This is a genomic window from Corynebacterium sp. (assembly GCF_030532965.1).
Classification (GTDB): Bacteria; Actinomycetota; Actinomycetes; order Mycobacteriales; family Mycobacteriaceae; genus Corynebacterium.
The window spans coordinates 83,748-109,710 of sequence record NZ_JAUNKC010000003.1; the positions used below are offsets into that span (position 1 = coordinate 83,748).

The following is a 25,963-nucleotide window of genomic DNA, read 5'->3' on the forward strand; positions in this document are numbered from 1 at the left end:
CTTTTATGGCACTTCGATTGACTCGTAAGTCTATTGCCGCACTGGGGTTTGCCAGCGCACTGATCCTCACCGGTTGTAGCGACACTGGCTCCTCAACCTCCGGTTCAGATTCCGCGGGTTCCGCATCTTCAGAAGAAGGCCGCGGCCCCATCACCTACGCTATGGGCAAGGTGGATTCCGAAAAGCTCATCCATGTTATTGACAAGTGGAATGAAGCCCACCCAGACGAGAAGGTGACGTTCAAGGAATTGGCCGGTGAGTCCGACGATCAACGCGATTCCCTGGTTCAGACCTTGCAGGCAGGCAATGACGACGTAGACGTCATGGCGCTTGATGTCGTTTGGACCGCAGAATTCGCCGCTAACCAGTGGTTGGAGCCGCTGGAAGGCGACATGGCGGTGGACACCAGCAAGTTGCTGCAGCCTACCGTGGCTTCCGGTACGTACAACGGCAAGCTCTATGCACTGCCGCAGAACACCAATGGCCAATTGCTCTTCCGTAACACCAAAATCCAGCCTGATGCACCGACGACTTTCGAGGATTTGAAGAACTCCTGCGAAAAGGCGAAGGAAGCAAACGTTGATTGTTTGACTCTGCAATTGAAGCAATACGAAGGTCTGACCGTAAACACCCTCGGCTTCATTGAAGGCTGGGGCGGACATGTCTTGGACGAGTCCGGAGCTCCAGTCGTGGATTCCCCAGAAGCCAAGGAAGGTTTGCAGACCTTGGTGGACGCCTACAAGGACGGCGTGATCTCCAAGGCTTCGACCTCCGCGACCGAGCAGGAAACCCACTTGGCATTCACCGGTGGTGAAACCTCCTACGCAATCAACTGGCCGTACATGTATGACCTGGCCAAGGGCGAGGAATCCAAGGTAGCCGATAAGTTTGAGGTTCAGCCGCTGGTCGGCAAAGATGGTGTTGGTGTATCCACCCTGGGCGGATTCAACAACGGCATCAATGTCAACTCCAAGCACAAGGCCACCGCCCACGACTTCATCGAGTTCGTCATCTCGGAAGAAAACCAGATGTACTTCGCGGAGAACTCCTTCCCACCAGTACTGGCTTCCATCTACGATGACGAAGCGCTGATTGAGAAGTACCCATTCTTCCCGGCACTGAAGACGTCGCTGGAAAACGCAGTTCCACGGCCAGCTTCCCCGTTCTACCCGGCTATTTCCAAGGCAGTCCAGGATAACTCCTACGCTGCGCTGACCGCCGATAAGAGCGTGGACGACGCCACCGCCGACATGAAGGCCGCTATTGAGGCTGCGAAGTAAAAACTCGGCAAATCCACCCAGGTGGTGCTGCTAAGCTGACACTCAAAACCATTACCCATTTTACGGGCAGTGGTTTTGGGTGTTTTGCATCTAACGAAAGATGAGGAAACCGTGGTCAAAAACTCACGTGCCGCCATTTACCTAATTGTGCCGTCGCTGGTTGTCTTGGCGGTCGTGATCGGTTATCCGATTATCCGCGCCATCTACCTCTCCTTCCAATCCGATAAGCACCTTGATCCCGAAACCGGGGTTTTCGTTCAAGGCGGTTTCGCCGGATTTGACCACTACGTTTATTGGCTTACCCAGCGATGCATGACCCCGTCGGGCGAAATCGGCGCCTGCCCGCCCGGCGTTTTATCCACCGACTTCTGGCCCGCAGTAGGCAATACGCTCTTCTTCACCGTGGTCACGGTCAGCCTGGAAATAGTCCTGGGAATGCTCATGGCTTTGGTCATGCACCGGGAATTTAAGGGTCGGGCCTTCCTGCGCGCCGCCGTCCTCATCCCGTGGGCAATCCCCACCGCCGTGACCGCTAAGCTCTGGCAATTCATCTTCGCCGATCGCGGCATCATTAATTCCCTGCTCGGAACCCCCATTTCGTGGACCACCGACCCGTGGGCCGCCCGGTTTGCCGTCATCATCGCCGATGTTTGGAAAACCACCCCGTTCATGGCGCTGTTGATCTTAGCCGGGCTGCAAATGATCCCGAAGGATGTCTATGAGGCCGCCAAGGTCGACGGCGCATCCACCTGGAAACAGTTCTGGCTTATCACATTGCCGCTGGTCAAACCGGCGTTAATGGTGGCAATCCTCTTCCGCACCCTAGACGCCCTGCGAATGTACGACCTGCCAGTAATTTTGATTTCCTCCTCGGCTAACTCCCCCACCGCCACGGTGTCGCAATTGGTGGTCGCCGACGTTCGGCAAAACAATTTCAATTCCGCCTCGGCGTTATCCACCATGATCTTCCTGTTGATCTTCTTCGTGGCTTTCATCATGATCCGCTTCCTCGGCGCAGACGTATCTGGCAACGCCGAGAAACGCGAGCTAAAGAAGATTCAACGCCGGGAAGAAGCCCAGCAGCAGGCAGCTGACCACCCGTTACGCGTCGAAAAGCAACCCACCACCAACCAGCCCCTCGTCACGATCGGAGAACCCCATGCGTAAAACAATCGGCAACTACATTGGGGTCATCCTTATCCTGATCTGGGGGTTGGCGCCGTTTTATTGGATGGTGGTCACCGCGCTACGCGATAAACGCCATACCTTTGACACCACCCCGTGGCCGACCCATGTCACCTTGCAAAACTTCAAGGACGCGCTGGCAACGAACAAAGGAAACGACTTCCTCAACGCCATCGGCAATTCGCTGCTGATCGGGTTTCTCACCACCCTCATCGCGGTCACCGTTGGGGTATTCACCGCCTACGCCTTGGCCCGGGTAGATTTCCGGGGCAAGGGCATAGTCACCGGAATCGTGTTGGGGGCCAGCATGTTCCCCGGCATCGCCTTGGTCACCCCGCTGTTCCAACTATTTGGCGACCTCGGCTGGATCGGCCAGTACCGGGCGCTGATTATCCCCAATATTTCCTTTGCCTTGCCGCTGACGATTTACACGCTCACGTCGTTTTTCCGGCAGCTGCCCTGGGAGTTGGAAGAAGCCGCCCGGGTGGACGGGGCAAGCCGCGGCCAGGCGTTCCGCACCGTCTTGCTGCCACTTGCCGCACCGGCGCTTTTTACCACCGCGATTTTGTGCTTCATCGCCACCTGGAACGAATTTATGCTGGCTAATCAACTGTCCACCAACGCCACGGAGCCAGTCACGGTCGCGATTGCCCGCTTCTCCGGCGACAGCCACTTCGAATACCCCTATGCTTCCGTTATGGCAGCGGGCGCGCTTGTCACCATCCCGCTGATAATCATGGTTCTCGCATTCCAACGCCGCATCGTTTCCGGCCTCACCGCCGGTGGCGTGAAAGCCTAGCTGGCTAGTAGGCCCAAAAACTCAACGCCGTAGCAATTAGCCCACTAACCGCTACGGCATTTCCAGGAAAATAATTGTTCAGATTCTTCGCGCAACGGAATGAACCCACAGCTACTTATGAAAAAGAAAACCTATACCGAGACCTGGAGAGAAAAAGCCCGAATTGGAAACCGCGTCTATGAAGACATAGATTTCACCGGCACGGATTTCAACCACCCTATCTTTAGTAATGTGACGTTTAAAAATTGCATTTTTCGAAAGTGCAATTTGGATGACGCCAGGCTTTATTCCTGCGATTTTTACGATTGTGTCTTTGACAAAGTGGACTTACGCGGGGTCACCATAGGTGCCCATACCGGGATTTTTCGGGATTGTGTGTTTAACGGCTGCAATTTCCAGCGGACAAGTTTTTACGAGCCCGAATTCTATAATTGCACCTTTGATAAATGCAGAATGAAAGGCCTGGAAACCCGCGCTAGCTATTTCGAAAATTGCACGATAATTGGGCATCTCGCGGAGATTGTTTTTTACAACAATTTCTACGACGACATCGACAAAAAACAATTTGACGACCTATTTCACAGCATCGATTTCTCAAAAGCCCACTTCGGCGAATACGTAATCTTCGAAGGCTGCGACCTATCCCGCTCCACACCACCACGCGGCCATACTTTTGAAGAACTCCTCACCAAAAAATACTCCTCCCGCTTAAGGCGCGGCAGAACCGGAATCGGCACCCCCGGGAAAGAGGACTAACCCCTAGATTCAACTTCCGCCACCACCATGGTCAAGGTGTTGTTACCATAACCATCATGGTGTTTCGGTTTCTCCTGGAAGAAAACAGCGACGGCCGCGTACAGGCAATAAGTCCAAACAATGCCCAGTGTCACGACCTGCGGGTCGAGCGCATTAAAACCGGCACGATTAGCACGCTGTTTTTCCCGAAGTCGAAGCAGTACCCGCTGTCGGATTTTGTGGGTGTGGACCCTTATTTACAGCTGCAGAAGGTTTTTGTGCTCCGTGATTCCGCAGGCACCCCAGTCTGCGCGGTGGAGGTGGTTGGTGTTTCAGCGAGTAGTTTCGGCTCGATCACGGCCGCCGATCTTACAGACACTGACGGGCCGAAAGACCCGGCTGCGTGGAAGGAGTGGGCGCGGGAAACCTGGCAGAAACCGATGTTTAGGGGAATGTGTTATCCCCGCATTATCAGGGATTCATCGGTGATTATTCGGGTGGATTTCAAGGTGATCGAAGTCTTCGGCGAGGTAGGTAAGGTGCCAAGCGCGGAAACCGCCAATGCGTTGTTGGACATGCTTTTCGACGGCCTGACTGCGCGGGCTACCCCGGAAGAAGTCCTCGCCACGATCGTGAAACTTGACTCGTCCCTCCCAGCGGATTTTCGACTAGCCGCCTACGATTTGATCGCGAAGCCGTGCTCACTGATGCCCACGAGCTTCATCACGGCACCGGATTTAACCGGTCTTGTTGAACGGACCGAAGGATTTACCCGTGGGTTTCCCGGTTTGCCGACCCCACCGGCGGATACAGGCTCCCACCATGAAACCGTCGACTGGGTAGAGGCCTGCCTTGAGGCACTCGGGTTTCAATCGGTGGCGGTAACCACCCGGCGTCGAAAAGCGCGGTCTGGTCACCGCAACGGCGGCCACGCGGATTTCCGGCAGCGGCTCAACCGAGAAGAACTAGCTCACCGCTTCCCCGGCGTGTCGGTGCGGCGGTACCGCAAGGCGGTTCGCGCGCTACTTCACCTGCATAAACGCGCCTTAACGGCTGCGGCTGCGGCGGATTACGCACGCGCTATCCACTTGGGAAAGACGCGGCTTGCGTTTTTGATCGATCGGGACGCTTTCAAGAAATCCCCGGCCACCGCGCAGTTTGTCGCCTACTACACCGCGCGGTTGAAGCTGCGGACGTTATTCACCGTGGGGTCGCAGGATCGCCCGATGGATCACATCGCGCAACTGCTACTTGACCGGGCGTTGGCCGATCCAAATGTTCGGCCAGAGGTGATCGCGTGTGTCTATTGCCCGCCCATGATCGTTGCATTGCTTGACGACGCCGCCAAGGTGCGGCTTGCCACCACCTATTTCGCCCAGGTGGAGTGGTTGGCAACCCAGCTTAGTACGCTGTGGAATCCCCGCTGGCGCACCGGCACAATGGTCATGCGGAAAGGCGATAATTCCTCCCGTTGGAACGCGGCCGCCCGCGCCTGGGATCAGATGCGCACCGGTTGGTTCAATGTGATCGTTTGTGCGCACTGGGACGACGTACTGACCGAGTTCTGCTTTGGCAAAGTACCCTCTTTGATCGCCGGTGACGTTGCCGCCTGGCACCACCATGTGGGTGAGCACGAACCGCACCACGATGTGCACGTTTTTCAGCGGCTGCCACTGCCGTGGGAGGTTGTTTTGGGCACCAAGGAATGTACCGCTACGGATGTGCGAAACGCCTGCGCTGAGGTCGGTATTGATCCGGATGCCACGGGCTGGACTTTGCCATATCGCCAATCCGAATTGGCTGTAACCCGCCCGACCTACGATTTGGTGCACGGCATCATGGTCAGCGATCCGGTGGCAGCGCGTTGGATGCGTAAAGCAGGCTGGTTCGCCGGAAAATCATAACGGCTGAATCCCGCATCTACTAGCCTTAGCATGTGTTATTCTTCCTTCTTGGAAGAGGTAGCTCAATGAGCCACGTACGTGGCCCGGTAGAGCAGTTGGCACACATTATCCGACTCGTTCCTGGTTCGAATCCAGGTCTCTTCCCCCTTTTTTGTTCTTAGCGGGGGTCAAGTGCCGGGATAAACACGGTGGTTCCGGCCCCACCGGCCGGATCGGTAAACTCCACTTTCCATTGCAGGTCGGCATTGTGGTCGTCGGCAAGCGAAATGCTATCGACGCTGAGGGTCGGCTCCTGCGCAACCGCCTGGCTTAGGGCATCCATCGCGGATACCGTTGCGGCCCGGGCGGCAACCACTTCATCGTCGGTGTCAGTTTTGGCTTCGCGGCTGCGCTCGGTGATCTCCCCGCCCGGACCAGCGTCGTATTCGGCTTTTTCGGTGCCTTCGTACACGGTGATCTCCACCACGTCGCCATCGACTTTATCCGCGCTGGTGACAATGCCGGTTGCGGTTTCATCGGCGGCAAGCTCGGCAAGGGCCTCGACCACCGGGTCGGTTCCACTCTGGTTTCCAGCAGCACCATTCGTGCCACTCGTTTTACCGTCGCGTTGCTGTGGTCGGGTCGCGGTGGCGATATTCGGCGTGGTGTCACTGGCGGAATTGTTGTTTCCGCTGTCGGTACACGCGGCGGTGAGGGGCACTGCGATGGTAAGCGCTGCAGTTATCACGAGCAGGCGGGGGCGGCGAATCTGAAACATGGTGCCTCCTTATGTGGCTGTCGTGTCGGTTCTTTCCGTGTCACACATCGTTGGCTTCTTGTAGCGACCCTACCGAAACGCATGCGCCCTGCCGCATAATCGGCCTCTATAATCGTCGGTATGTCCCAGACCGATCCCGCCGTGAACTGCACCGAACCCGAATTTAGTGAGGAAAGTAACAAAAGCGGGTTTTCTGCCGTCTCCGACGCCACCGATGTCGCGGATGCGGCACAGGCTACGGCCACCCCGGCGTCGCGCTCGGCAGCATCGCGGCCGCAGCTTATTTACGAAACCGGTGCGGGTTTGTTTGGGTTTTTCGGGGTGATGCTAGGCATTGAAACCGGGTATCGGTTCGTTTCCGCTCAGCCAAGTTTCGTGCATCTGGTGTTGCTGATCGCCTGTTGGGTGCTTGTCGTGGTGTTGTGGCGTAGTAGTCGAAAGTATCGGATAGATGCTCATGGACAGCAATAAACCGCAGGTAGGGTCCGCTGCGCCGAAAACGACACCGGAGAAAACGGTACGGCGAATGTTTCCGGTTCTGGTAGTGGTATCGGCGTTGAGTGTAATTTTGTCGGTTGTGAATTTAGCCCGCCCCGCCCCGAGCCTGTGGATCCCGCTGGGCGCGGTGGTGCTGGTGGTCGCAACGGTAAGCGTATGGCGGTGGCTGAGGTCGCGTCGGTAGTAGGTCGGGCGGGGTTTCGGCGGCGTAGCTGTTGCCAGTGCAGGTCAGCGGTTGTTAAGGCCGTCGGGGTGGCACTGATCAATGGCGGCGAGGGTTTCGGCGGCGGCGGCGGCGTCGATAAGTGTCATGGCGAAACTATTTTGGATTAATACGAAATCGCCCGGTTGGGCTTCCGGCAGGTAGGCGAAACAGCAAGGACGGCGCTCCCCCAACACGTCGATCTCCCCCATGAGCATGGGCTGTGAAGCGTCATCGATTCGGATCACCTTCGCGGGTATTCCTAGGCACATGGTTCCTCCACTATCTCAACGTTCATCAGACCCCGAGGTGCCGCTGTACACGGTAGGCAGGGGTCGGCCGCACGGATTGCGTCCTCGACTGATTCGACCTCGCCGTGTGCGATAAGGTGGTGCAGTGTCTGCGCCAACCACGGTTCGTTCTGGGCGGTGGGGTTAAGAATCTGACAGTCCACCAGGTTACCGTCACTCGCCGTATACCGATGAATGAGCAAGCCACGCGGGCCGTCGACCGCGCCGATGCCGGTGCCGGTTGCCGCCTCGATGACAGGTGTTGGTTGCTTTTCCTCGGTAGATAATGAATCGTGTTCGCACAGGGTGATGATCGCAGTCACGGAGTCGATGATGCTTTCTAGCTGAGCCTGCGCGGGGGTTAGTCCCGGGTACCGCACGGCTGGCCCTACCCGGTACGGCTGCCAGGTGTCGCCGATACGCACCTGCGGGTTGGGGGTGACCGAGCCCGGCGCGGTTTCTCTGATGCGGTCTGCGATTTCGGCCACCGGAAAGATGCTGCTGGGTTGGTCAGTGTCGGCGGCGTGAGCTACCAGTACGGTGTCCCCGAGTGGGTTCCATCGCCCGGTGGCGTCGACAAGCGAAACGTTGTAGCCGGAAAACTCGAACTGTGGCGACTGCCCCGCATCGAGGTTTCGCACGTCGGCACGGCAGGTCAGCGCGTCACGGTGGAGCTTTTCGACGTCTTCCGGGCGCACCGTCACCGCCACCCCGCCGGGTACCGCCACGGCGGGGAAATGCCCGGTCATCCCGGCGGTCGCGCAGGCGTCTTTCCCGAGGCGCTGAACCCGCCGCGCGATGGTGGGGTCGGCGCTATAGTGCAAAAGCTTCGGCCCCATAACGCTTAAAACCGACCCGTGGTGCAGTAATGCCCGCACCGCCTGAGCGGGCGCGGAAACCTGGTGGTTATAAAGACTATCTAATGCGGCGATCCCCGCGAGATGGTGCGTGACCGGGCATAATCCGCACAGTCTGGTGATAAGCGCCGGGACTTCGGCCAAGGGGCGGTTCAGCAGCATCCCATCCACCCGGGGCACGCCCCGAATATCGAACCGGGCGCTTGCGACTGCGCCGTCTGGGTCGCGGCGCACGACGACCCGGGCGGAATGTGGGTCGACTAGTTCGGAAATGTTAATTTTCATATCCACTCCAAGACTCAACGTGGCCGCATGATACTCGTCGTCGGTTATTCTTAATCATTGTGCATGAACTTTCCCTGCTGACCAGCGTGATCGAAACAGCTGTGTCCACGGCCCAAGGTCGGGACATCACTGCGATTGGGCTCACGGTCGGTGCCCGCAGCGGGGTCATAGCCGAGGCGTTGCAGGCTGCCTGGCCGATAGCCCAGGCACATTTCCCGCAATGCGCCGCCACCAGGTTGGACATCATGTTCGTTCCCGCCACGGTGTATTGCCCGCAGTGCGCCACCTGCCACGAAGTAGACGAGTTCTTCGCGCTTGTCTGCCCGGTATGTGCAACTCCCACCGCCGATCTGCGCAGCGGCACCGAGTTTCGGCTGGAATGGGTGGATGTTCACGCCGATTCGGATTGTTCGGATTGTAAGACACCCGATCATTAGCCCGCTTTCGTACTGTCACCGGCCGAGGCCGGGTTGGTGGTGGCCTCGTCCAGCCACCCCTGCACCAGGTTACGGGCCGTTTCGGCGGCAGGGGTCAGCGCGGCTTCTGCCGTTGCACTCAGCCCGACGTGCAGGGTGACTGTTTCCGCCACGATGCCGACCACGGCGACCCGGGTTGGTTCATTCCCACCGAGCCGGGCCACGGACAGTAAATCCAATAGGCCAACCTGGTGCGGGCTCAATTTCGATTGCAGTAGTCGAGGGATCTGATCGCCAATCAGGGTGTGGATCGTACCCGGCGCGCCGGGGCCAGCCAGGGCGTCGAGCACGATGAGCCAATCGGCATCCTCCACATCGGGTAGGACTTCCATTCCGGAGGTGCCGCCGTCGACATAGAGCAATTCCACCTGGCTGTGCATGCCTTCGGCGGGGCCGATTGTTTTCAGGCGTGCCAAAAGTTCCAGGCCGATCCCGTCATCGGCCATGATGGGATTACCGATCCCTAAGACGACTATCCGCAGCATCTATTCGATCTCCGGAGCGTCAACTGGTTTAGAACCAGTAGGCAGCCACACGCCGCCGTTAATCATGGCGGATACCCCACCGTGGTTTTCGATGGAATCAGCCCTAAATACCAGGTAGACGTGCAGAATCACGAAGGCGAACAGCAGGAACATGATCACGGTGTGGATCATCCGGATCATCGGCACTCCGATGATATGGATCGGGAAACTAAAGAACTGCCACACCAGGTTGTACTGATCGTAGAGGCCATATAGCGCCAAACCGGACAGAATTTGGATAGTGCACAGCGCGTAGATGGTGGAATAGGTTAATTGCTGCAATACGTTGTGGCCGACATAGTGCGGGCCTTCTTCTTTTAAGAACAAGTAGTATTGCACGGTCGCCCACATTTTCTTCACGTCGTCTTTGCCGTAAATCGGCCACAAGCTTCGCCACCGCATGTGTTTTTGGGTGGCGAAAACCGTAAGGCTTAGCCGCCACGCGGCAACCGCAATCCAGGCGAAGCCAGAGACGAAGTGAATATAGCGGATAATCCCCATGAGGTAGCCAGTATCCTGCGATAGCTCGGCGCCAAAAAACGGATTCATAATGTAGTAGCCGGTCACCGACAAGGCGATGATGAGCAGCATATTCAACCAGTGTTGAATCCGAAGTGCCCGTGGCCACATCTGTATCCGGGTGTATCCGCCCCGCGTGTGTGCCCGGATCCGTTTCTGTCCTCCAACCGACAGGGCCACCAATCCCTGGAATTTAAAGTCCCCGGCCGTATCCCCAACCAAGGGGGCGATGGCGACTCCGAGGCTGCGCCGCCCCAGTTTGCGCATCACATTCGCGTTGCGAAGCGCCAAGGATTTCACGCCGGGGTCTGCATCTGCGGCTTCCAACACGCTTGTAATGTCGCCCCGCATCACCGCCAGGTCGTGGACCTCGCCGCCGAATTCCACCCCCTTTACATGAGCGATGGAAAACCGCCGGTCCTGTGTGGCGTAATCGAAGTATTCAGCCGCTGGCACTTCCCCGATGGCGCGGTATAACGCGTGGTCGACCGGATCGTTCGACCCGGCTGGGGAAACACCCGCCAACCTAATCAACGTCTCGCTTCCCACATCTGCGACGGGGATACTGGCAGCGACATTCAGCACAGTTTTCATGCGGGTGTGGTCGACCTGGCTGAATGGTTGCTGTGCTGAGGCAGGCTGGGTGGATGTCATTGGGTCATCACCTGCATTAATTCCGCACCCGACGGATCGAGCAGATGGACCGCGCAGGACATGCACGGGTCGAAGGAGTGGATGGTGCGCAGCACCTCTAATGGTTGTGTGGGATCAACCAGCGGATGCATACCGTTGGCGAGTGCGGATTCATAGGGACCCAATTGGCCCTTGGGGTCGCGGCCTCCTGCGAGCCAGGTGGTGGGAACCACGGCTTGGTACCGTTCGGTGCGGCCATCCTTGATGGTGATGTAGTGCGACAACATGCCCCGGGCTACTTCCATCATGGCAAAGCCGGAGGTTTCTTTCGGCCAGCTGCTAGGTTCCCAGGTGCGGGCATTGAACACATCAAAATCGCCTGCTTTCAGCCCATTGATGAATTCCGGCAGCAACACGTGGCTGAGGTTTTCTGCGGTCGTCACCGCCTCCACCGCCCGGGCGAGGGTGCGACCGCCGGTGGAATTGAATTTATCTACCGTGATGCCCAGTTCCTTCATGGCGTCGTCGACGATGCGTTTGGTGGCGGGTTCGTTTTGGATATAGGCCAAAAGCACCCGGGCGACCGGGCCGACCTGGGTGGGGCGACCGTCATAGCGGGGGCTCTTCGACCACGAATACTCCTCCGCGTCGCCTAGCCAGGTGTAGGGCGGCTTCGGTCCGGTGTAGGCCGGGGTGGTTTCGCCCACATCGGGTGTCAGCCCCTTGTCTTTGCCCACGGAATACTCGTACCAGGCGGAAGAAATGTATTCTTCGATCTTCTTGGGGTCCAATGGGTGCAGGGTGGTGTAGTCCCCGTCCAGGATGACCCCCGGTTTGATCTCTGGATGCGCGTAGGAAAGGGACCGCTGCAGTTTATTAGACACAATCGTAGCCCCGGCCATTCCCACCGCGAGGAACGTATCGGCGGATTTTCCGATGTCGAAATAGTCCGAGTACACCTTCATGATCGCCATGGCGTCTGGCAGATAGCACCCGTAGACGAAGTCTTCGATCTCTTGAATCCAGCCTTTGATCTGATCCACATGAACCTGGTTGACCGTCTCCGACTTATCCGGGTCGATGGAACACGCCATGCCACCGACCAGGAAATTCGGGTGCGGATTCTTACCGCCGAAGACGGTATTGATGCGGATGATCGACCGCTGGAATTGCAGGGCATCGAGATAATGTGACACGGCCATGAGGTTCGCCTCCGGCGGCAGTCGATAATCCTCGTGTTCCCAATACCCGCCGGTGAAGATACTAAGCTGTCCCGATTCCAAAACCCCGGTGATGGTTTCTTTTACTTTTGCGAATTGTTCCGGGGTGTTACCCTTCCACGTCGATCCGATGCTGCGAGCAAATTCGGCGGTTTTTAGCGGATCCGCCTGAGCCGCCGAGACCACGTTCACCCAATCCAGGGCGTGCAGGTGGTAGAAATGCACCACGTGGTCGTGGATTTCTTGGCTGCCTAACACCAAATCCCGGATAAGCTGCGCCTGTTTCGGAATGTCGCAGCCGATGGCGTCTTCCACCGCGGCGACCGACGCCAGGGAGTGGGTGCCGGTGCACACGCCACAGATCCGGCCCACGAACGCCCACACGTCGCGCGGGTCGCGGCCTTCACAGATGGTTTCTATCCCGCGAAATTGTGTGGTTTCGCTCCACGCGTTCGTTATGGTGCCATCGTCGACTTCCAATTCCACCCTAAGGTGACCCTCGATACGGGTGAGCGGATCTACAACTATTCGTTCAACTGCCATGGCTGGTTAAACCTCACCTTCGCCGGGTTTGGGGGATGATTCGGTAGCAGCGTTCGGTGTTGGATCATCGCCGAACGCCGCCAATGGCTCAATCTCGCCGGTGGAACGCTTAATGGCGACCTCTTTAATCATGGTGACGCCACCGTGGACGACGGCTCCCGCTGCGGCAGCGCCGACAAGTCCCCACCCGACCGTCTCCACCGAGGATTCGATGCCGAAACCGGTGAAATCAGGCAGGGTGTCATAGAACGGGGTGAACCTGTCAAAGAAGTGCTTCTCGGTGCAGCCAATACAGGGGTGCCCTGCCCCGATCGGCCAGCCGGATTTAAGATTCCACTGAATGATCGGGCAGGGGCTAAACGTCGACGGTCCCTTACACCCAACCTCGTAGAGACACCAACCGTTGCGGGCGGCTTCGTCGTCGAAAGTCCGAACGAACTGACCCGCGTCGTAATGCGCCCGCCGTGGGCAGGAATCGTGAATCCGCTGATCGTAGGCGAACAGCGGCCGCCCTTCGGCGTCGACTTTCGGGGCACGACCGTGAGTAAGCAGGTAGGTGATGGTGGCGGTGATAACCTCACCGATCGGCGGGCAGCCAGAGACGTTGATAATAGGCTTGTCTTTAATGATATCTTCCACCCCCACCGCCTGGGTGGGGTTAGGGCGGGCGGCTTGAACCGAACCGTACACGGCACACGCGCCGACGGCGAGAATAACGGTTGCGTTTTCAGCGGCCTCCCGCAGCACCTGTTCTGAGGTTTTACCGCCAATCATGCAGTACACACCGTTTTCGGCCAGCGACACCGAACCATTCACCACCAAAATATGCGGCTGTTGGTTCAGCTCATGAAGCGCGTGCTCGGCGGCTTCGCCGGACGCCGCCATAACCAATTCGTTGTAATTGACTGATAATTGGTTCAGCACCAGATCTTCGATCGTGGATGAACCGGAACGCAGAACCGACTCCATGCAGCCGGTGCATTCCTGCAGCTGCAACCAGGCGACATTCGGTTTGGTCACATTACCTAAGGCGTTGGCGATCTTTTCGGCCTCCTCGGCGGAGGCTTTCTCTGCAAGCGGCACCCCGGTGGCGAAAACGGCCGCCAATCCGGCGCACATCTTCATAAAATCGCGCCGTTTAACGCCTTTACGTTCAAGGTTTTCCGCAAGAGTGCCGCCTTGCCACGTATCAAGCAGATGCATGCTGTGTCCTCACCGTCGACAATTCAGATGCCCGGATACACCGGCGGCTTGGTGAATACGCCACTTTTCAAACACGATGAAATCCGGTGTCACCTGACGCTTTCGTTGCCTATTACAGTATCAATCCACAGCACGTATTCGCTCGGCTCCGCCTTTTGTATGTCTCCGCCGCAGCCGTGCTGCCGCCGGGAAAATCCATTCAGTTACAGCAGCCATGCCGCTGTTGCTGAAACCCGCAGCGACCAGCCCGAAAATGACACCGGGGCTGCGGCGACCTGGGGCGTCGACAAGCAAAAAACGCAGCCATACGCCCACCCATCCGCCCCACCACGACCGCCGGAAAAACCACACCCACTAGCTTTCCACACAACCATTTTGGGGGTGATTTCGGGCAGTTGCTTACGTTCCGATCACCCCGGCCACCCAGTCGTACCAATCAGACAACCCGGCGCCGGTTTTCGTCGACACCTTCAACACCGTTGCCTCCGGATTCACCTGGGCGATATTGGCTTCAAACAGCTCCATGTCGAAATCCAGGTATGGCAATAAATCGACTTTATTAATCACCACGACTGAAACGGACCTGAACATCACCGGGTATTTCAGCGGCTTATCCTCACCCTCGGTTACCGAAGCCACCATGATCTTGTGGTGCGCCCCCACATCAAATTCCGCCGGGCACACCAAATTGCCGACGTTTTCGATAAACACCGCGTCTATGTCAGCCAACTCCAAGTGCTGCAACGCCGCCGACACCATGGGCGCATCCAAATGGCATTCGCCGCCGAAACCCTGGCCGGTATTAAGCAACGACACCTGGGCCCCTAGGTTCCGGAGCCGATCCGCATCGATCGCCGTCTCAATATCGCCCTCAATAACCCCCAACCGATGGGTATCGGCGAAATGCGCCAGTGTCTTTTCCAGCAGCGTGGTTTTCCCCGCACCCGGCGAGCTCATCACGTTGATGGCGACAACATCATGGGCATCGAACGCGGCCCGGTTCGCCGCCGCCCGATTATCATTCTCGGCGAAAATATCCTCCAACACCATGATGCGTTCCCGGCCTGTGGCGTAACCCGAATGATCGCCAACCTCCGCCGTGGCGGCTGCATCACCGGAGCGCAGCGGGTGCTCATGATCGTGGTCATGCAGATGCGAGTGATCGTGATCGTGATGATGCCCATCGTGATGGTGGTGGTGATCGTGATGGTGGTGATGGTGTTCTGTTCCATCATGCCGGTGGAACCGTCCCATGGCTGGTCACACTCCGTTTCTGTTCGTTACTTCTACAACCGTGCTGTTCATAGAGCTTTTCGACGCCCCCAAGGCTGCGCCATGGCGCGTGCTTCGGCCCGTCGTGCGGTTAGCCGGGTGGGTATGCACCCGCAACCTCAATATCGCGCACCCGACATTCATTGCCCGCAACCACCGTCACCGGTTTACTACACACCGGGCAGGCCATCGACAGGTACTCCGCCGCGTCCAAAACCGTGGTGTGCCCAGCATCACATTCCACGACCGCATCAATCCACCTGATGTCCAATCGGGACTTCGCAAGCGCAGTATCGCGGGTGACAAATCCCCACGCGTATTCCAATGAGCTAGGCACCACCTGGCGTAACGCCCCGATTTCAAGGCGGATGATCTCGACGCGGCGGCGACCTGCGGCCCGAGAAACAATATCGGCGATATACGTCGATAACGCAATTTCATGCACGAATCTGACACTAACACTTTTTCACAACCACCACGCGCCGTAACCACGCCCCGATTACGCAGCGACCCGTGCCTGCGTCGACAAGCAACCCCCACACCACACAGCATTCCCAGCAGGTACGCACCTCTGTTGCCTAGTCGGTACGTACCTCTCTGGACTTAAGCCGATTAGCATTAATAACCATGACGGACACCAGGTATCTCATCACCCTGCGCGGAATTGTCCAGGGGGTAGGAATGCGGCCGGTAATCGCCACCCTCGCCAACCGGTTCCCCGTGGCCGGGTTCTGCGGCAATAACGCCACCGAAGTGTTCATCGAAGTGCAAGGCAATACCGATATCCTCAACCAATTCCACACCACCTTGCTGCAATCGCTGCCGCCACTTGCCCGGTTAACCAGCCACACGATCACCGAAATCCCCACCCGGGAAGCCGAAACCGGGTTCCGCATCGTCTCATCCGTCCCCACACAGGACTCCGCCACGGCGACAAGCCAACCCAAAACCCTCATCCCGCCCGATGTCACCATCTGTGCTGACTGCATAGCCGACATGACCGCCCCGGGGAACCGCCGCTACCGCTACCCGTTTACCACCTGCACTAATTGCGGCCCACGGTTATCGATTATCGAAGCACTCCCCTACGATCGACCCCGCACCACGCTCAAAAACTTCCCGCTGTGCCCAGACTGCACGAAGGAATACACCGCCCCCCACGACCGGCGCTACCACGCCCAACCCATCTCCTGCCCCCAGTGTGGACCCACGCTATGGCTTTCGCTCGGTGAACCTACCGCCGACGATTCTGCGCCTAGCCCAGTACCATTCCAACCTGTTCCCGGTGATTTCGACTCTGACGGCCCAAAAGCAACCGGAGCGGGGGCAAGCGCACCCACCGCCGCACCGCGCGCGGCAACCGACGCAACCATCGCTGCAGCCCAGCGGCTACTGGCCGCCGGGAAAATCCTCGGAGTGCGCGGCATCGGCGGCTTCCACATCATGTGCGATGCGTTAAATCCCCAGGCAGTCACAGCGCTCCGCGCCCGCAAACACCGCCCGGATAAACCCTTCGCTGTGATGGTGCCAGACATAGAAACCGCACGCCGCATCGCGCGGCTTACTGCCGCCGAGGAAGAAATACTCACCTCCCCGGCGCGCCCGGTGGTGGTGGCCGCTCAGGACTCCTTCCTTACACATAACCCGCAGATAGCGCCGGGGCTAACCGAAATTGGCATCATGCTGCCGTACTCACCGCTGCACCTATTGCTGGTCGACCGCCCTGTGGTAGCCACCAGCGCAAACATCTCCGGTGAACCCATGATCTTCACCAATGATCTGGCACACCGTCAGTTGCTAGAAACCGGAATCGTCGACGGCCTGCTCTGCCACGATCGGGAGATTCACGTTCCGGTGGAGGATTCCGTCGTGGTGTCAACCACCGTGGCGCGCCGGGGGCGGGGTTTGGCACCGGTGCCGGTGGATGTGGTGGAAACGGCTAAGAATCCGACGGTTCTCGCGGTGGGTGGGGAGTTGAAGAATACGTTTTGCCTGGCGCGCGGTGGGTTTGCACATATCTCGTCCCATATTGGTGATATGGGGTCCTATGCGGCGCAGCAATCGTTTGAGCGGGCCGTTGCTCAGCAATTATCGTTTCAGGATACGGTTCCGGATGTGGTGGTGTGCGATCTTCATCCGGATTATGCGACAACCAATTGGGCACAGCGTTTTTGCGAAGCGCACGATATTCCGCTGATGTCGATGCAGCATCATCATGCGCATGCGGTATCGCTTTTGGCCGAACACCACCGGTTTTCCCCAGGTGGTTCAGGTGTGGTGGGGGTGATTGCCGCCCTTGACGGCACCGGTTTTGGTACCGATGGCACGATTTGGGGCGGGGAGATTGTGCAGATTTCCGCAGACGCTTCCATGCGACGGTTGTGGCATCTGCCGACGTTTCCGCTCGTCGGCGGTGATGTGGCTGCGCTGCACCCGTGGCGGCAGGCGGCCGGGTTATGTCACCGGCTGGGCATTGATTTTCAGCCGCCTGCAAGCGTTCCGAAGGCCCATAGTCGGCTGGTTGCATCCCAGTTGGATTCCGGGGTGGGCGTGGTCGAGACGTCCAGCGTGGGTCGGCTTTTCGACGCCGCCGCGAGCCTAATGGATTTCACACACCACGTCACTTACGAAGCCCAAGCCGCCATGCTGGTGGAGCAATGCGCCCGCGACGTGCGGTTGCCTGCAGATTTCACCCCTGTTACTGGCGTGGCGGGGGTCGTCGAAAAGCTATTGCGCCAGGATGTACCGCGGCCGGTTCGGGCACGGGAGTTTCACCAAGATGTTGCAGCACTCATTGCCACCGAGCTGTGTGCCGCCGCTCGTGCTGCGGGGACGACCACTATCGGGGTCACCGGCGGCTGTGCGCTTAACCGGCTGCTTGTGGCGGATATGAGCCAGCTGTGCGCGGCGGAAGGTTACGAACTACTGACCCACCGGGTCGTGCCGCCAACCGATGGCGGCCTCAGCCTTGGGCAGGCAGTTTATGGCCGGTTGAACTTTGCCTAACAGATTCGTGGCAGCGGATCGCCGACGAGTTTATCCACCATGCGGGTACCACCAAAGCCGGTGACCAGGACAACCGCCCGCGCAGGTTCTTGCACTATCCGGCCAATGACCTGGGCGTCTGGGGCACCTGCCCGATTGAGAGCGGCGCAGGCGGCTTCGGCGGATTCGCGGGGTACGACCGCGATGAAAGTTCCTTCGTTGGCGACATATAGTGGGTCGATCCCCAGCATGTCGCAGGCGGCGCGGGTCATCGGGCGAACTGGAATCTTCTCGTCTTCCAAAACCACCCCGAAACCAGTGCTTTCCGCCAGCTCATTAGCAACCGTCGCCACCCCACCCCGGGTTGCGTCCCGCAACCACCGCGCGTCGGGAACGGCGGCAAATAACGCCGCGACCAGCGACGCTACCTCGCGAGTGTCGGATTCGATGGGGGCTTCGATCGCCAGATCGCCGCGCGCTAGCATCACGCTCATGCCGTGGTCGGCGATCGGACCGGACACGATAATCGCATCGCCTGTCTGCACCTGGCTCGGACCAACGGTTCTGCCCTCGGGTATCACACCCACCCCGGCCGTTGTTATATAGACCTTATCCCCCGCCCCGTGCGGCACCACCTTGGTATCACCGGCGACAATGCGCACCCCTGCTGCATCAGCTGCCCGGCGCATATCGGCCACGATCCGGCGCAGCGTTTCGATCTCCAACCCCTCTTCCAGAATGAAAGCCGCCGATATGTAATGTGGCACAGCACCGGCGACCGCCAGGTCATTCACCGTGCCGTTGACGGCTAATTCGCCAATCGATCCGCCCGGGAATTCAATGGGATTGACCACATACGAGTCCGTGGAAAATGCCAGCATGCCACCTGCCATGTCCACTGGAACCACCGCCGAGTCCCCCGCCTGGTGCAAAATGTCGTTGCCGTATTCGTCGAAAAATACGTGTTCCACCAATGCTGCGCTTGCTTTGCCGCCCGCCCCATGCGACAAGGTGATGTGGGTATCCTTCAACCGGCCAGGTCGCCGCCGAACCTGGGAAATCGTATCGTTGACGTTAGATTCGTTGGCATTAAGGCGGTTCTTCGGGTCCACGGTTGCTCCCGTCGTAGTATTGGTTGACGCACAAGTGGGGATTCCTGGTAGCGGTAACGTCCCCAACTAGGGCCGACCACGCACACGAATCCCGGTTATGACGTGCTGTTTTATCTCCTCTGCAAGCTTAGCAAGGAAATAACCCCCTCTAACGACTTCTGGGAGAGCCCGTCATGATACCGACGAGCTCTCCCAGTAAGAACGGGTTAAGCAACAGAGCTTAAGAGTCTGCTACTCAACTAGTCAACAGTTTTAGCCGGATATGTGAACTTTCACTATTGGCGGCCGTTGCTGTTGCCGTTGTTTTAGCGGTTAAAAAGCGGCTTGAGTAAAAAGACCAGCCCGGCAAGAACCAGCGCCGCCAAGCCAACTACCCCATTTGAGAACGAAAAGAACAACGCATTTGCACCATTCTTCGTCTGAGGATCACCTGGAAGCATGTAGTAGATTTCCGTTGACAAGTCTAAAATCGAACCGGTTTGGTTAATCTGTGGCTCGCCAGCCACTGGAGCAGGTGCGGATTCTACAGCGGGAACAGGTGGTGCCGGTGGCAGTTGTGCGTTCGCATGGGCGACGGAAATGCCGGATAAGGCCACGGACGTTGCCAGCGCGAGTACTGGAATGCGGAATTTTCTCATGTCGGCTCCTTAATGGTTGGAACGATAGTGCGAGTGAAGCATTACGAGACCCACAGCAGATGGCCGAAGGTTTCGCCCCCGAACCTACCCAATATGCGCGCCCGCGTCACTAGTTACGGCGCTTACCGTGACCTGCCACCGCCAATTCCATCGCGATATTCGTGGAGCATTGGGAGAATTTATGCTGCTCATAACACGTTTTCCACGAATGCCCGTTTCAAGGAAAAACTTTTGTTGAATTTGTCACTTAAAAGTGAATCCTATTCATCATTCTTGATTGCGGTGCCAGATTCGCCCCCAGCACAGCCAAAAACACGGGCATAAATCCCACGCGGCCTAGAATGTAAAGAAACGGCAACCCGTGGTTTTGTTGAGATACCGCGTGCTCTACACCACCAGCCCATACAAGCACGCGGCCACCACAGGTGCCGCCGACTTCGACCCATACCGCTATCTTCTAAGGAGCAGATAAATGTGCCTTGGCGTCCCAGCCCAAGTGGTGGAGATTATCGATCCCACCCGAGCCACGGTCAGCATTGACGGGGTGACCCGCACAATTTCCACCGACCTTCTCATGGCAGACGGCCTGATCGAAGGAGAATGGGTGCTGGTTCATGTCGGATTCGCGCTCAGCAAGATCGACGAAGCCGAAGCAGAAACAACGCTGCAACAAATCCGGCAGCTAGGCGGCGGCACTTTTGAGGACGAAGTGGAATCCTTCAAATCCTCGGATATTTGACACCCGTAAAACTTCCCCTCAGTTAACAGCTGTAAAATCTTCACACTTTTACGATCGTAAGGTTTTATAGCACCAGCCCAGTTCCCCCGTTGCCGCCCTTATGGTTACGGCTCCTATTTTGCTTTTCTCACCTTTATCTTGACCTTTACTTTTAATTTCACCGAGGCTCACCATGAAATACGTTGACGAATTCCGCGACCCAAGCGCCGCCCGCACCCTCATCGAACGGATCACCGCACAGGCGGAGCTTCTGGATGCCCCGTTACGGCTGATGGAAATCTGCGGCGGGCACACCCACACCATCTACCGCTATGGTTTAGAAAACCTCCTCCCCGACTCCATCGACCTAGTACACGGCCCCGGCTGTCCCGTGTGCGTCATTCCGATGGGCCGGGTTGATGACGCATTGTGGTTGGCACACCAGCCCGACGTGATCCTCACTACCTTCGGCGACATGATGCGGGTGCCGGGCACCACCGGATCGCTGTTACAGGCGCGGGCCCAAGGATGTGACGTGCGGTTTGTGTATTCGCCGTTGGACTGCCTGAAAATCGCCACCGACAACCCCGATAAGCACGTCATTTTCTTCGCGGTGGGTTTTGAAACCACCACCCCGTCAACGGCCGTGACGATCAAGGCCGCCAAAGAGCGCGGCATCCGTAATTTCTCGGTATTTTCCAATCATGTCACCATCGAACCACCGTTGCGCGCCATCGCCGATAACGGGCACACGCTTGTCGACGGCTTCATCGGCCCTGGTCATGTCGCCACCGTCGTGGGAACCACCGCCTTTGACTTCCTGGCCGTCGAACACAACCTGCCGGTTGCGGTCTGCGGCTTCGAGCCGCTCGATATCCTCCAGGGTGTAGCGGTATTGCTTGAGCAATTCACCTCCGGCGCGATTGCTGCCGGAAAAGCCCAGGTGTTTAACCAATACGCCCGGGTGGTGCGCAAGACGGGCAATCCGCAAGCCCAAGCACTACTGGCAGAAGTGTTCACGATCCGCGACTCGTTCGAATGGCGCGGGCTGGGCTGGTTACCGAATTCCGGGATGGCGCTATCGGAGGAGTACGCCGATTTCGATGCGGAACGGATTTTCAGCCTGCCCGGAAAACACGTCGAAGACCCCAAGGCCTGCGAATGCGGCTCGGTTCTTACCGGACGCATTAAGCCGTGGCAATGCAAGGTATTCGGCACCGCGTGCACGCCCGATACCCCAATCGGCACCTGCATGGTCTCCCCCGAGGGTGCCTGCGCCGCCTACTATAACTTCGGCCGCATCGATCGCGAACTCACCGTCGAAATCGTCGGCTAGAAACGAAAGCCACAGGTCTGCGGCCTGGTTACTGGCCATTTTTAGGCAGATAACCAGCGTCGAAACTTACGCCAGATGACACGAAGCGCGGAATGCGGCAGGGCGGACAGTTCCCTCAGAAACGCCCGCTGCCGAAACGGCGCCGGTGTCATCGCGGTGGTCACCGTGATCGGAATGCCTAGATGCCAGGCCCACACATGGGTGCGGAATTTATGAAAATCGCTGGTCACCACTTTCATTGGCAGATCAGCGGGAAAAGGTGCCTTGAGCAATTCCGCATAGGAGTTTTCTAGATTTTCATTGGTGCTGGTGGCGTGGTCTTCGCACCATATGCGCAGCGGTTCGATGCCGCGTTCCACCAGCCAGCGATACATCGGCACCGATTCGCCCTTGCCGGAGACGATGATAAGGTCGTCGCATTCGTTTGCCACCGCAAGGGCGGTTTCGAGCCTACTGGTGAGTATCTTTCCGGGGCGGCGGTTATACACCTCGCACCCTAGCACCACGATCGTCATGGAAGGATGGGCGCTTACTCGCCCAAGAGTTTTTTGCGTAGGTTGTCGTCTTTGGCTTCTACTTCCTTGCGCATTTTCTCCTGATAATCCGCCATTTTGGTCACCAATTCCGGGTCACCCGCACCGAGGATACGCGCCGCCAAAAGCCCGGCATTTTTCGCCCCGCCGATAGATACCGTTGCCACCGGAACCCCAGCTGGCATTTGTACGATCGACAGTAAGGAATCCATGCCATCGAGGGTGTCGAGGGCGCGCGGCACCCCGATCACCGGCAGCGGCGTCGCACTGGCCACCATGCCTGGCAGGTGCGCCGCCCCACCGGCACAGGCGATGATGCATTTCAAACCACGAGTGTGGGCAGTCTTGGCGTAGGCCAGCATTTTCTCGGGAGTGCGGTGGGCCGATACAACCCCGACTTCAAAGGGAATGCCAAATTCCGCCAGCACTTCCGCCGCAGGTTGTACCGTTGGCCAGTCGGAATCGGAACCCATGATTAGGCCTACGAGTGCGCTCACTATGTCTCTCCTCTTATTGTTAAGAAATTATGGCGTCGGGTTTACTGCCGATGTTTCATCAGTGTATCCGTTGGGCCAGGTGGCGTGCACGATGAAATGCGCGGCGGCTTCGGCATCAGCGCGGGTTTTATCACCATCGGTGCCGGAAACATTCACGTGCCCAATTTTGCGGCCGGGGCGGTGCGGTTTGCCGTAGAGGTGGATTTTTGCGTGCGGAATTTTCTGCCACACCTTTTCCATCCGTTCCGGCATGGGCATATCTGGATCTGTTGCTGCCCCGAGGGTATTAGCCATGACGGTCACCGGGGCGGTTGGGGCGACCGACCCTAGTGGCCAATCCATGACCGCCCGCAGGTGCTGTTCAAATTGGCTGGTGACGCAGCCGTCTTGTGTCCAATGGCCAGTATTGTGCGGGCGCATCGCTAATTCATTGACAAAGATGCGGGTCTGACCCGACTCGTCACGCGTTTCAAACAGTTCCACCGCCATCGCCCCGGTGACGCCTAATTCGGTGGCTACCCGCGCCGCCAGCTGTTGAATGTCCACCTGCGCCTTCGCATCCAACCCCGGGGCGGGCGCGATGGCTAACGTACACACCCCGTTGGTTTGGACCGATTCCACAACCGGCCACGCCTGGATGTCGCCGGATGGTCGGCGGGCCACCATTGCCGAAAGCTCGCGCAGTAACGGGAGTTTGCGTTCAGCCATCAGCGGCGTACCGGCGTCGAAAAGCGTGCTACATAGATCGACTAGTTCAGTTTTCGTCTGCGGAAACCACACCCCCTTGCCGTCGTAGCCACCCCGGCGCGCTTTCACACAGACCTGGCCCGATACCCGTTCCCAAAACTCCTCCGCGTCCGCAATGCTGTTCAGGGCGGCAAAGTCCGGAACTGGTGCCCCTATATCCGCAAGTTTTTGCCGCATGACCAGTTTGTCCTGGGCGTGCACCAGCGCGGCGGGGCCAGGTTGCACGTTCACGCCCGCGTCGCATAGGGCGTGAAGATGATCGGTGGGTACGTGTTCGTGATCGAACGTGACAACGGCGGCGCCGGCTGCGGCGCGATGAAGGTCATCAAAATCCGTGTAATCCCCCACCACAACGTCGGCGGCAACTTGGGCGGCGGCGGAGTCGGTTGATCCTGCCAATACCCGCAGCGAAAGCCCAAGTTCGATCGCTTCGGTGTGCATCATGCGCGCTAATTGGCCATCACCGATCACGCTGATAATCGGCATTCCGGGTGCATGGGCCGGGCGGGTGGCCGCAGTAGTCTGGGACTTTGGTGGGGTTTCGTTACAAGGAGGTGGGGTTAACATCACCTCTACCACTCTAAGCAGCGGCGGGATGGATGCAAAACCACGCCGGATCGTTGTATCGGGCGTGGTCGTTACGGTTGTATGTCAACGGTCATGGTGGCGTGCCATGCCTGCTTAGCGGAAATAACCACCGCCGTCGCCCGGCATGCCGAACTGGTCGTGGTGCCGCAATGTGGTGGTTGGCTGCACGTAGCCACCGAATTTTCCTTGGCCAGGATTAACTGCGGGTAGTCCGTGTTCCCGCCGGTGCGCTTGCTCAGCGATCGCTTTTTGGATTTCCAGTAACACGCGCTTGGCGTGCGGCACATCGTTGATAACAACTGGGCGGTCGTTGCCGCTGATGGCAAGGTAAATGGTGGAACGCTTGCGCGCCACGTCGCGCACTACATGCATGGGGAAGGTGTGAACGCTGCGCCCGAGTCCGGCAATGCGGATGGTAACCCGCTGATTGGTTACCACCAGGCGGCGGCTGCGCAGCCGCATGACGGGCAGTACGAAGCGCCATAGCGCCAGCAGTGCCCACACGAGGACGAGGCCATTGCGCAGCATGAGGTTGTCTGCCCACGCGGAACCGGGGGCGTCGATATATCCGATAATCATCCACAACACACCCGTGATGACGATCAACTCTAAAACCGGGTGGGTGAGCGCACTGAATGGGCTGGTGACGTCCACCAGCACCTTTTCTGTGTCGCGTTGGTTGTCAAAGGGGTTATCTGACATAGTGCCTAAGCCTAGCGGATCACCGATATTTGCCACTAGCTCGCAGCTATCGCGCGACCACCTAGAAGGTTGCCGGGTTTTGCAGCCGCAAGTGGATAACATCGCCGACCGCGAGCCGATGCTGCTTCCCGGCTGCGTCGCGGACTTCCAGCAAACCGTCGTCGCCGACCCCGGTGGCGGTGCCCAGTAATTCGACGTCGCCGGGAAGAATCACGCGGACTTCCTCCCCGATGGTGGCGCTTACCTCCCGATAATCGGACATCAGCGTTGGCGCGTTGTTTTGCCATTGCGTCAGCCGGTGATGCAGTGCGGTTAAGATCCGCACCGCCAATTCGTTTCGTTCGTAGGGGATGTTTTCCAATTCGAGTGATGTCGCATGGGGCACGGGCAGCTCGTCGGTGCGAAGTGAAGTATTAAGACCGAGGCCGATAACCACCGCAGGTTCCTCAGTAAGGGAGACTGCTTCGGCAAGCATTCCGCAGAGTTTACGCCCCTCAATCACCAGGTCATTGGGCCATTTCAGACGGACGCCGGTTTCGGCCCCTATGGCGTCGACAAGCGCAAGCCCGGTCGCCAGCGGCATGGTGCCCAGCCGCGATATGGATTCATACGGCGGGCGAATAAGCACGGAAAGCGGCAGCTGCGAACCCGGTGGCGCGGTATAGCTACGCCCCATCCGGCCGCGACCGGCGGTTTGATGCTCGGTGAGAAACGCGGTCCACTCAGGGGCACCCTCATGCGCCGCCGCAACCAGGTCGGTGTTGGTGGAGCCGGTTTCCATGCTGTGCTCGATGCGGGCATACGGTCCGGCGTCGATAAGCTGTTGGCGCAGGTAAGAAATGTTCAGGGGCTCTCGTGCATCGGTCATGCAGGTAATGCTACTTGTCCATGTGCCGCTTTGCGACGTCTGCCGGGTCGCGGTTTC

Annotated in this window: 28 protein-coding genes and 1 tRNA gene; 12 read left to right on the top strand and 17 right to left on the bottom strand. The window is 58.3% G+C overall.

Translation table 11 applies throughout. The annotated features are described in order from the left end of the window. Nucleotides 1-5 precede the first annotated feature (5 nt). From Q4D85_RS02555 to Q4D85_RS02580, 6 genes are all read left to right on the top strand, one after another. A complete protein-coding gene (locus Q4D85_RS02555) occupies nt 6-1,280 on the top strand; it encodes an ABC transporter substrate-binding protein (RefSeq protein ID WP_303197991.1) in 1,275 nt (424 codons plus the stop codon). A gap of 111 nt (nt 1,281-1,391) precedes the next feature. Continuing rightward, nucleotides 1,392-2,447 (top strand): carbohydrate ABC transporter permease, encoded by a 1,056-nt coding sequence (locus tag Q4D85_RS02560; RefSeq protein WP_303197992.1) that lies wholly within the window; start codon nt 1,392-1,394, stop codon nt 2,445-2,447. Further along, nucleotides 2,440-3,264 carry a carbohydrate ABC transporter permease gene (locus Q4D85_RS02565; protein ID WP_303197993.1) on the top strand — a complete coding sequence of 275 codons (825 nt, stop codon included), beginning with the start codon at nt 2,440-2,442 and terminating at the stop codon, nt 3,262-3,264. The genes Q4D85_RS02560 and Q4D85_RS02565 overlap by 8 nt, the downstream gene beginning before the upstream one ends. A 117-nt stretch (nt 3,265-3,381) precedes the next feature. Then, nucleotides 3,382-4,020 (top strand): pentapeptide repeat-containing protein, encoded by a 639-nt coding sequence (locus Q4D85_RS02570; RefSeq protein ID WP_303197994.1) that lies wholly within the window; start codon nt 3,382-3,384, stop codon nt 4,018-4,020. A gap of 56 nt (nt 4,021-4,076) precedes the next feature. Then, nucleotides 4,077-5,903, top strand: coding sequence for a hypothetical protein (locus Q4D85_RS02575; RefSeq protein WP_303197995.1), 1,827 nt, complete (start codon nt 4,077-4,079; stop codon nt 5,901-5,903). Nucleotides 5,904-5,954: 51 nt separating this feature from the next. Beyond that, nucleotides 5,955-6,047: transfer RNA gene (locus Q4D85_RS02580), tRNA-OTHER, on the top strand. Between the two features lie 13 nt (nt 6,048-6,060). Here Q4D85_RS02580 and Q4D85_RS02585 read toward each other — a convergent pair. Next, the gene (locus tag Q4D85_RS02585) at nt 6,061-6,660 is read right to left on the bottom strand and encodes a hypothetical protein (protein WP_303197997.1); all 600 of its coding nucleotides are present in this window, start codon (nt 6,658-6,660) and stop codon (nt 6,061-6,063) included. Between the two features lie 120 nt (nt 6,661-6,780). Here Q4D85_RS02585 and Q4D85_RS02590 point away from each other — a divergent pair, with 120 nt between their 5' ends. After that, nucleotides 6,781-7,131 carry a hypothetical protein gene (locus tag Q4D85_RS02590; protein ID WP_303197998.1) on the top strand — a complete coding sequence of 117 codons (351 nt, stop codon included), beginning with the start codon at nt 6,781-6,783 and terminating at the stop codon, nt 7,129-7,131. After that, on the top strand, nt 7,118-7,342 hold the full coding sequence (locus tag Q4D85_RS02595) for a hypothetical protein (RefSeq protein WP_303197999.1): 225 nt from the start codon (nt 7,118-7,120) through the stop codon (nt 7,340-7,342). The genes Q4D85_RS02590 and Q4D85_RS02595 overlap by 14 nt, the downstream gene beginning before the upstream one ends. Before the next feature lie 44 nt (nt 7,343-7,386). Here the strand turns inward: Q4D85_RS02595 and Q4D85_RS02600 are convergent, their stop codons facing one another. Both Q4D85_RS02600 and Q4D85_RS02605 read right to left on the bottom strand, forming a co-directional pair. Further along, nucleotides 7,387-7,608 carry a HypC/HybG/HupF family hydrogenase formation chaperone gene (locus Q4D85_RS02600; protein WP_303198000.1) on the bottom strand — a complete coding sequence of 74 codons (222 nt, stop codon included), beginning with the start codon at nt 7,606-7,608 and terminating at the stop codon, nt 7,387-7,389. A 14-nt stretch (nt 7,609-7,622) separates the two neighbouring features. Continuing rightward, nucleotides 7,623-8,792, bottom strand: a complete 1,170-nt coding sequence (locus Q4D85_RS02605; RefSeq protein ID WP_303198001.1) for a nickel-dependent hydrogenase large subunit — start codon at nt 8,790-8,792, stop codon at nt 7,623-7,625. A gap of 59 nt (nt 8,793-8,851) precedes the next feature. Here Q4D85_RS02605 and Q4D85_RS02610 point away from each other — a divergent pair, with 59 nt between their 5' ends. Then, the gene (locus tag Q4D85_RS02610; RefSeq protein WP_303198002.1) at nt 8,852-9,229 is read left to right on the top strand and encodes a hydrogenase maturation nickel metallochaperone HypA; all 378 of its coding nucleotides are present in this window, start codon (nt 8,852-8,854) and stop codon (nt 9,227-9,229) included. On the opposite strand, the gene Q4D85_RS02615 is transcribed toward Q4D85_RS02610, so the two are convergent. The 7 genes from Q4D85_RS02615 to Q4D85_RS02645 form a co-directional block, all read right to left on the bottom strand. Further along, nucleotides 9,226-9,753: a hydrogenase maturation protease gene (locus Q4D85_RS02615; RefSeq protein WP_303198003.1), complete on the bottom strand. Its 528-nt coding sequence runs from the start codon at nt 9,751-9,753 to the stop codon at nt 9,226-9,228. The genes Q4D85_RS02610 and Q4D85_RS02615 overlap by 4 nt on opposite strands. Beyond that, nucleotides 9,754-10,965 carry a Ni/Fe-hydrogenase, b-type cytochrome subunit gene (gene cybH, locus Q4D85_RS02620; protein ID WP_303198004.1) on the bottom strand — a complete coding sequence of 404 codons (1,212 nt, stop codon included), beginning with the start codon at nt 10,963-10,965 and terminating at the stop codon, nt 9,754-9,756. After that, the gene (locus tag Q4D85_RS02625) at nt 10,962-12,707 is read right to left on the bottom strand and encodes a nickel-dependent hydrogenase large subunit (protein ID WP_303198005.1); all 1,746 of its coding nucleotides are present in this window, start codon (nt 12,705-12,707) and stop codon (nt 10,962-10,964) included. The genes cybH and Q4D85_RS02625 overlap by 4 nt, the downstream gene beginning before the upstream one ends. Before the next feature lie 6 nt (nt 12,708-12,713). Next, the gene (locus tag Q4D85_RS02630; protein WP_303198006.1) at nt 12,714-13,910 is read right to left on the bottom strand and encodes a hydrogenase small subunit; all 1,197 of its coding nucleotides are present in this window, start codon (nt 13,908-13,910) and stop codon (nt 12,714-12,716) included. Nucleotides 13,911-14,030: 120 nt separating this feature from the next. Next, nucleotides 14,031-14,261: a hypothetical protein gene (locus tag Q4D85_RS02635; protein WP_303198008.1), complete on the bottom strand. Its 231-nt coding sequence runs from the start codon at nt 14,259-14,261 to the stop codon at nt 14,031-14,033. A 48-nt stretch (nt 14,262-14,309) separates the two neighbouring features. Beyond that, nucleotides 14,310-15,164: a hydrogenase nickel incorporation protein HypB gene (gene hypB, locus Q4D85_RS02640; RefSeq protein ID WP_303198009.1), complete on the bottom strand. Its 855-nt coding sequence runs from the start codon at nt 15,162-15,164 to the stop codon at nt 14,310-14,312. Nucleotides 15,165-15,273: 109 nt separating this feature from the next. Then, complete coding sequence (locus Q4D85_RS02645) at nt 15,274-15,627, bottom strand: hydrogenase maturation nickel metallochaperone HypA (protein ID WP_303198010.1); 354 nt, start codon at nt 15,625-15,627, stop codon at nt 15,274-15,276. A 182-nt stretch (nt 15,628-15,809) separates the two neighbouring features. On the opposite strand from Q4D85_RS02645, the gene Q4D85_RS02650 reads away from it, so the two are divergent. Beyond that, entirely contained in the window at nt 15,810-18,188 is a 2,379-nt protein-coding gene (locus Q4D85_RS02650) for a carbamoyltransferase HypF (RefSeq protein ID WP_303198011.1), read from the top strand. On the opposite strand, the gene hypE is transcribed toward Q4D85_RS02650, so the two are convergent. Both hypE and Q4D85_RS02660 read right to left on the bottom strand, forming a co-directional pair. Beyond that, nucleotides 18,185-19,279: a hydrogenase expression/formation protein HypE gene (hypE, locus tag Q4D85_RS02655; protein WP_303198012.1), complete on the bottom strand. Its 1,095-nt coding sequence runs from the start codon at nt 19,277-19,279 to the stop codon at nt 18,185-18,187. The genes Q4D85_RS02650 and hypE overlap by 4 nt on opposite strands. 305 nt (nt 19,280-19,584) lie before the next feature. After that, entirely contained in the window at nt 19,585-19,917 is a 333-nt protein-coding gene (locus tag Q4D85_RS02660; protein WP_303198013.1) for a hypothetical protein, read from the bottom strand. A 472-nt stretch (nt 19,918-20,389) separates the two neighbouring features. On the opposite strand from Q4D85_RS02660, the gene Q4D85_RS02665 reads away from it, so the two are divergent. Together Q4D85_RS02665 and hypD are read left to right on the top strand one after the other, a co-directional pair. Next, a complete protein-coding gene (locus Q4D85_RS02665; protein WP_303198014.1) occupies nt 20,390-20,656 on the top strand; it encodes a HypC/HybG/HupF family hydrogenase formation chaperone in 267 nt (88 codons plus the stop codon). 172 nt (nt 20,657-20,828) lie between these two features. Then, the gene (gene hypD / locus Q4D85_RS02670) at nt 20,829-21,971 is read left to right on the top strand and encodes a hydrogenase formation protein HypD (RefSeq protein WP_303198015.1); all 1,143 of its coding nucleotides are present in this window, start codon (nt 20,829-20,831) and stop codon (nt 21,969-21,971) included. Between the two features lie 41 nt (nt 21,972-22,012). Here hypD and Q4D85_RS02675 read toward each other — a convergent pair whose 3' ends face one another. The 5 genes from Q4D85_RS02675 to Q4D85_RS02695 form a co-directional block, all read right to left on the bottom strand. After that, on the bottom strand, nt 22,013-22,486 hold the full coding sequence (locus Q4D85_RS02675) for a YdcF family protein (RefSeq protein WP_303198017.1): 474 nt from the start codon (nt 22,484-22,486) through the stop codon (nt 22,013-22,015). A 14-nt stretch (nt 22,487-22,500) separates the two neighbouring features. Continuing rightward, nucleotides 22,501-23,001 carry a 5-(carboxyamino)imidazole ribonucleotide mutase gene (purE, locus tag Q4D85_RS02680; protein WP_303198019.1) on the bottom strand — a complete coding sequence of 167 codons (501 nt, stop codon included), beginning with the start codon at nt 22,999-23,001 and terminating at the stop codon, nt 22,501-22,503. Between the two features lie 27 nt (nt 23,002-23,028). Next, nucleotides 23,029-24,315, bottom strand: a complete 1,287-nt coding sequence (locus Q4D85_RS02685; RefSeq protein ID WP_303198132.1) for a 5-(carboxyamino)imidazole ribonucleotide synthase — start codon at nt 24,313-24,315, stop codon at nt 23,029-23,031. 114 nt (nt 24,316-24,429) lie between these two features. Next, nucleotides 24,430-25,038: a PH domain-containing protein gene (locus Q4D85_RS02690; RefSeq protein ID WP_303198020.1), complete on the bottom strand. Its 609-nt coding sequence runs from the start codon at nt 25,036-25,038 to the stop codon at nt 24,430-24,432. Between the two features lie 61 nt (nt 25,039-25,099). Next, entirely contained in the window at nt 25,100-25,906 is an 807-nt protein-coding gene (locus Q4D85_RS02695; RefSeq protein WP_303198022.1) for a biotin--[acetyl-CoA-carboxylase] ligase, read from the bottom strand. Nucleotides 25,907-25,963: the final 57 nt, after the last annotated feature.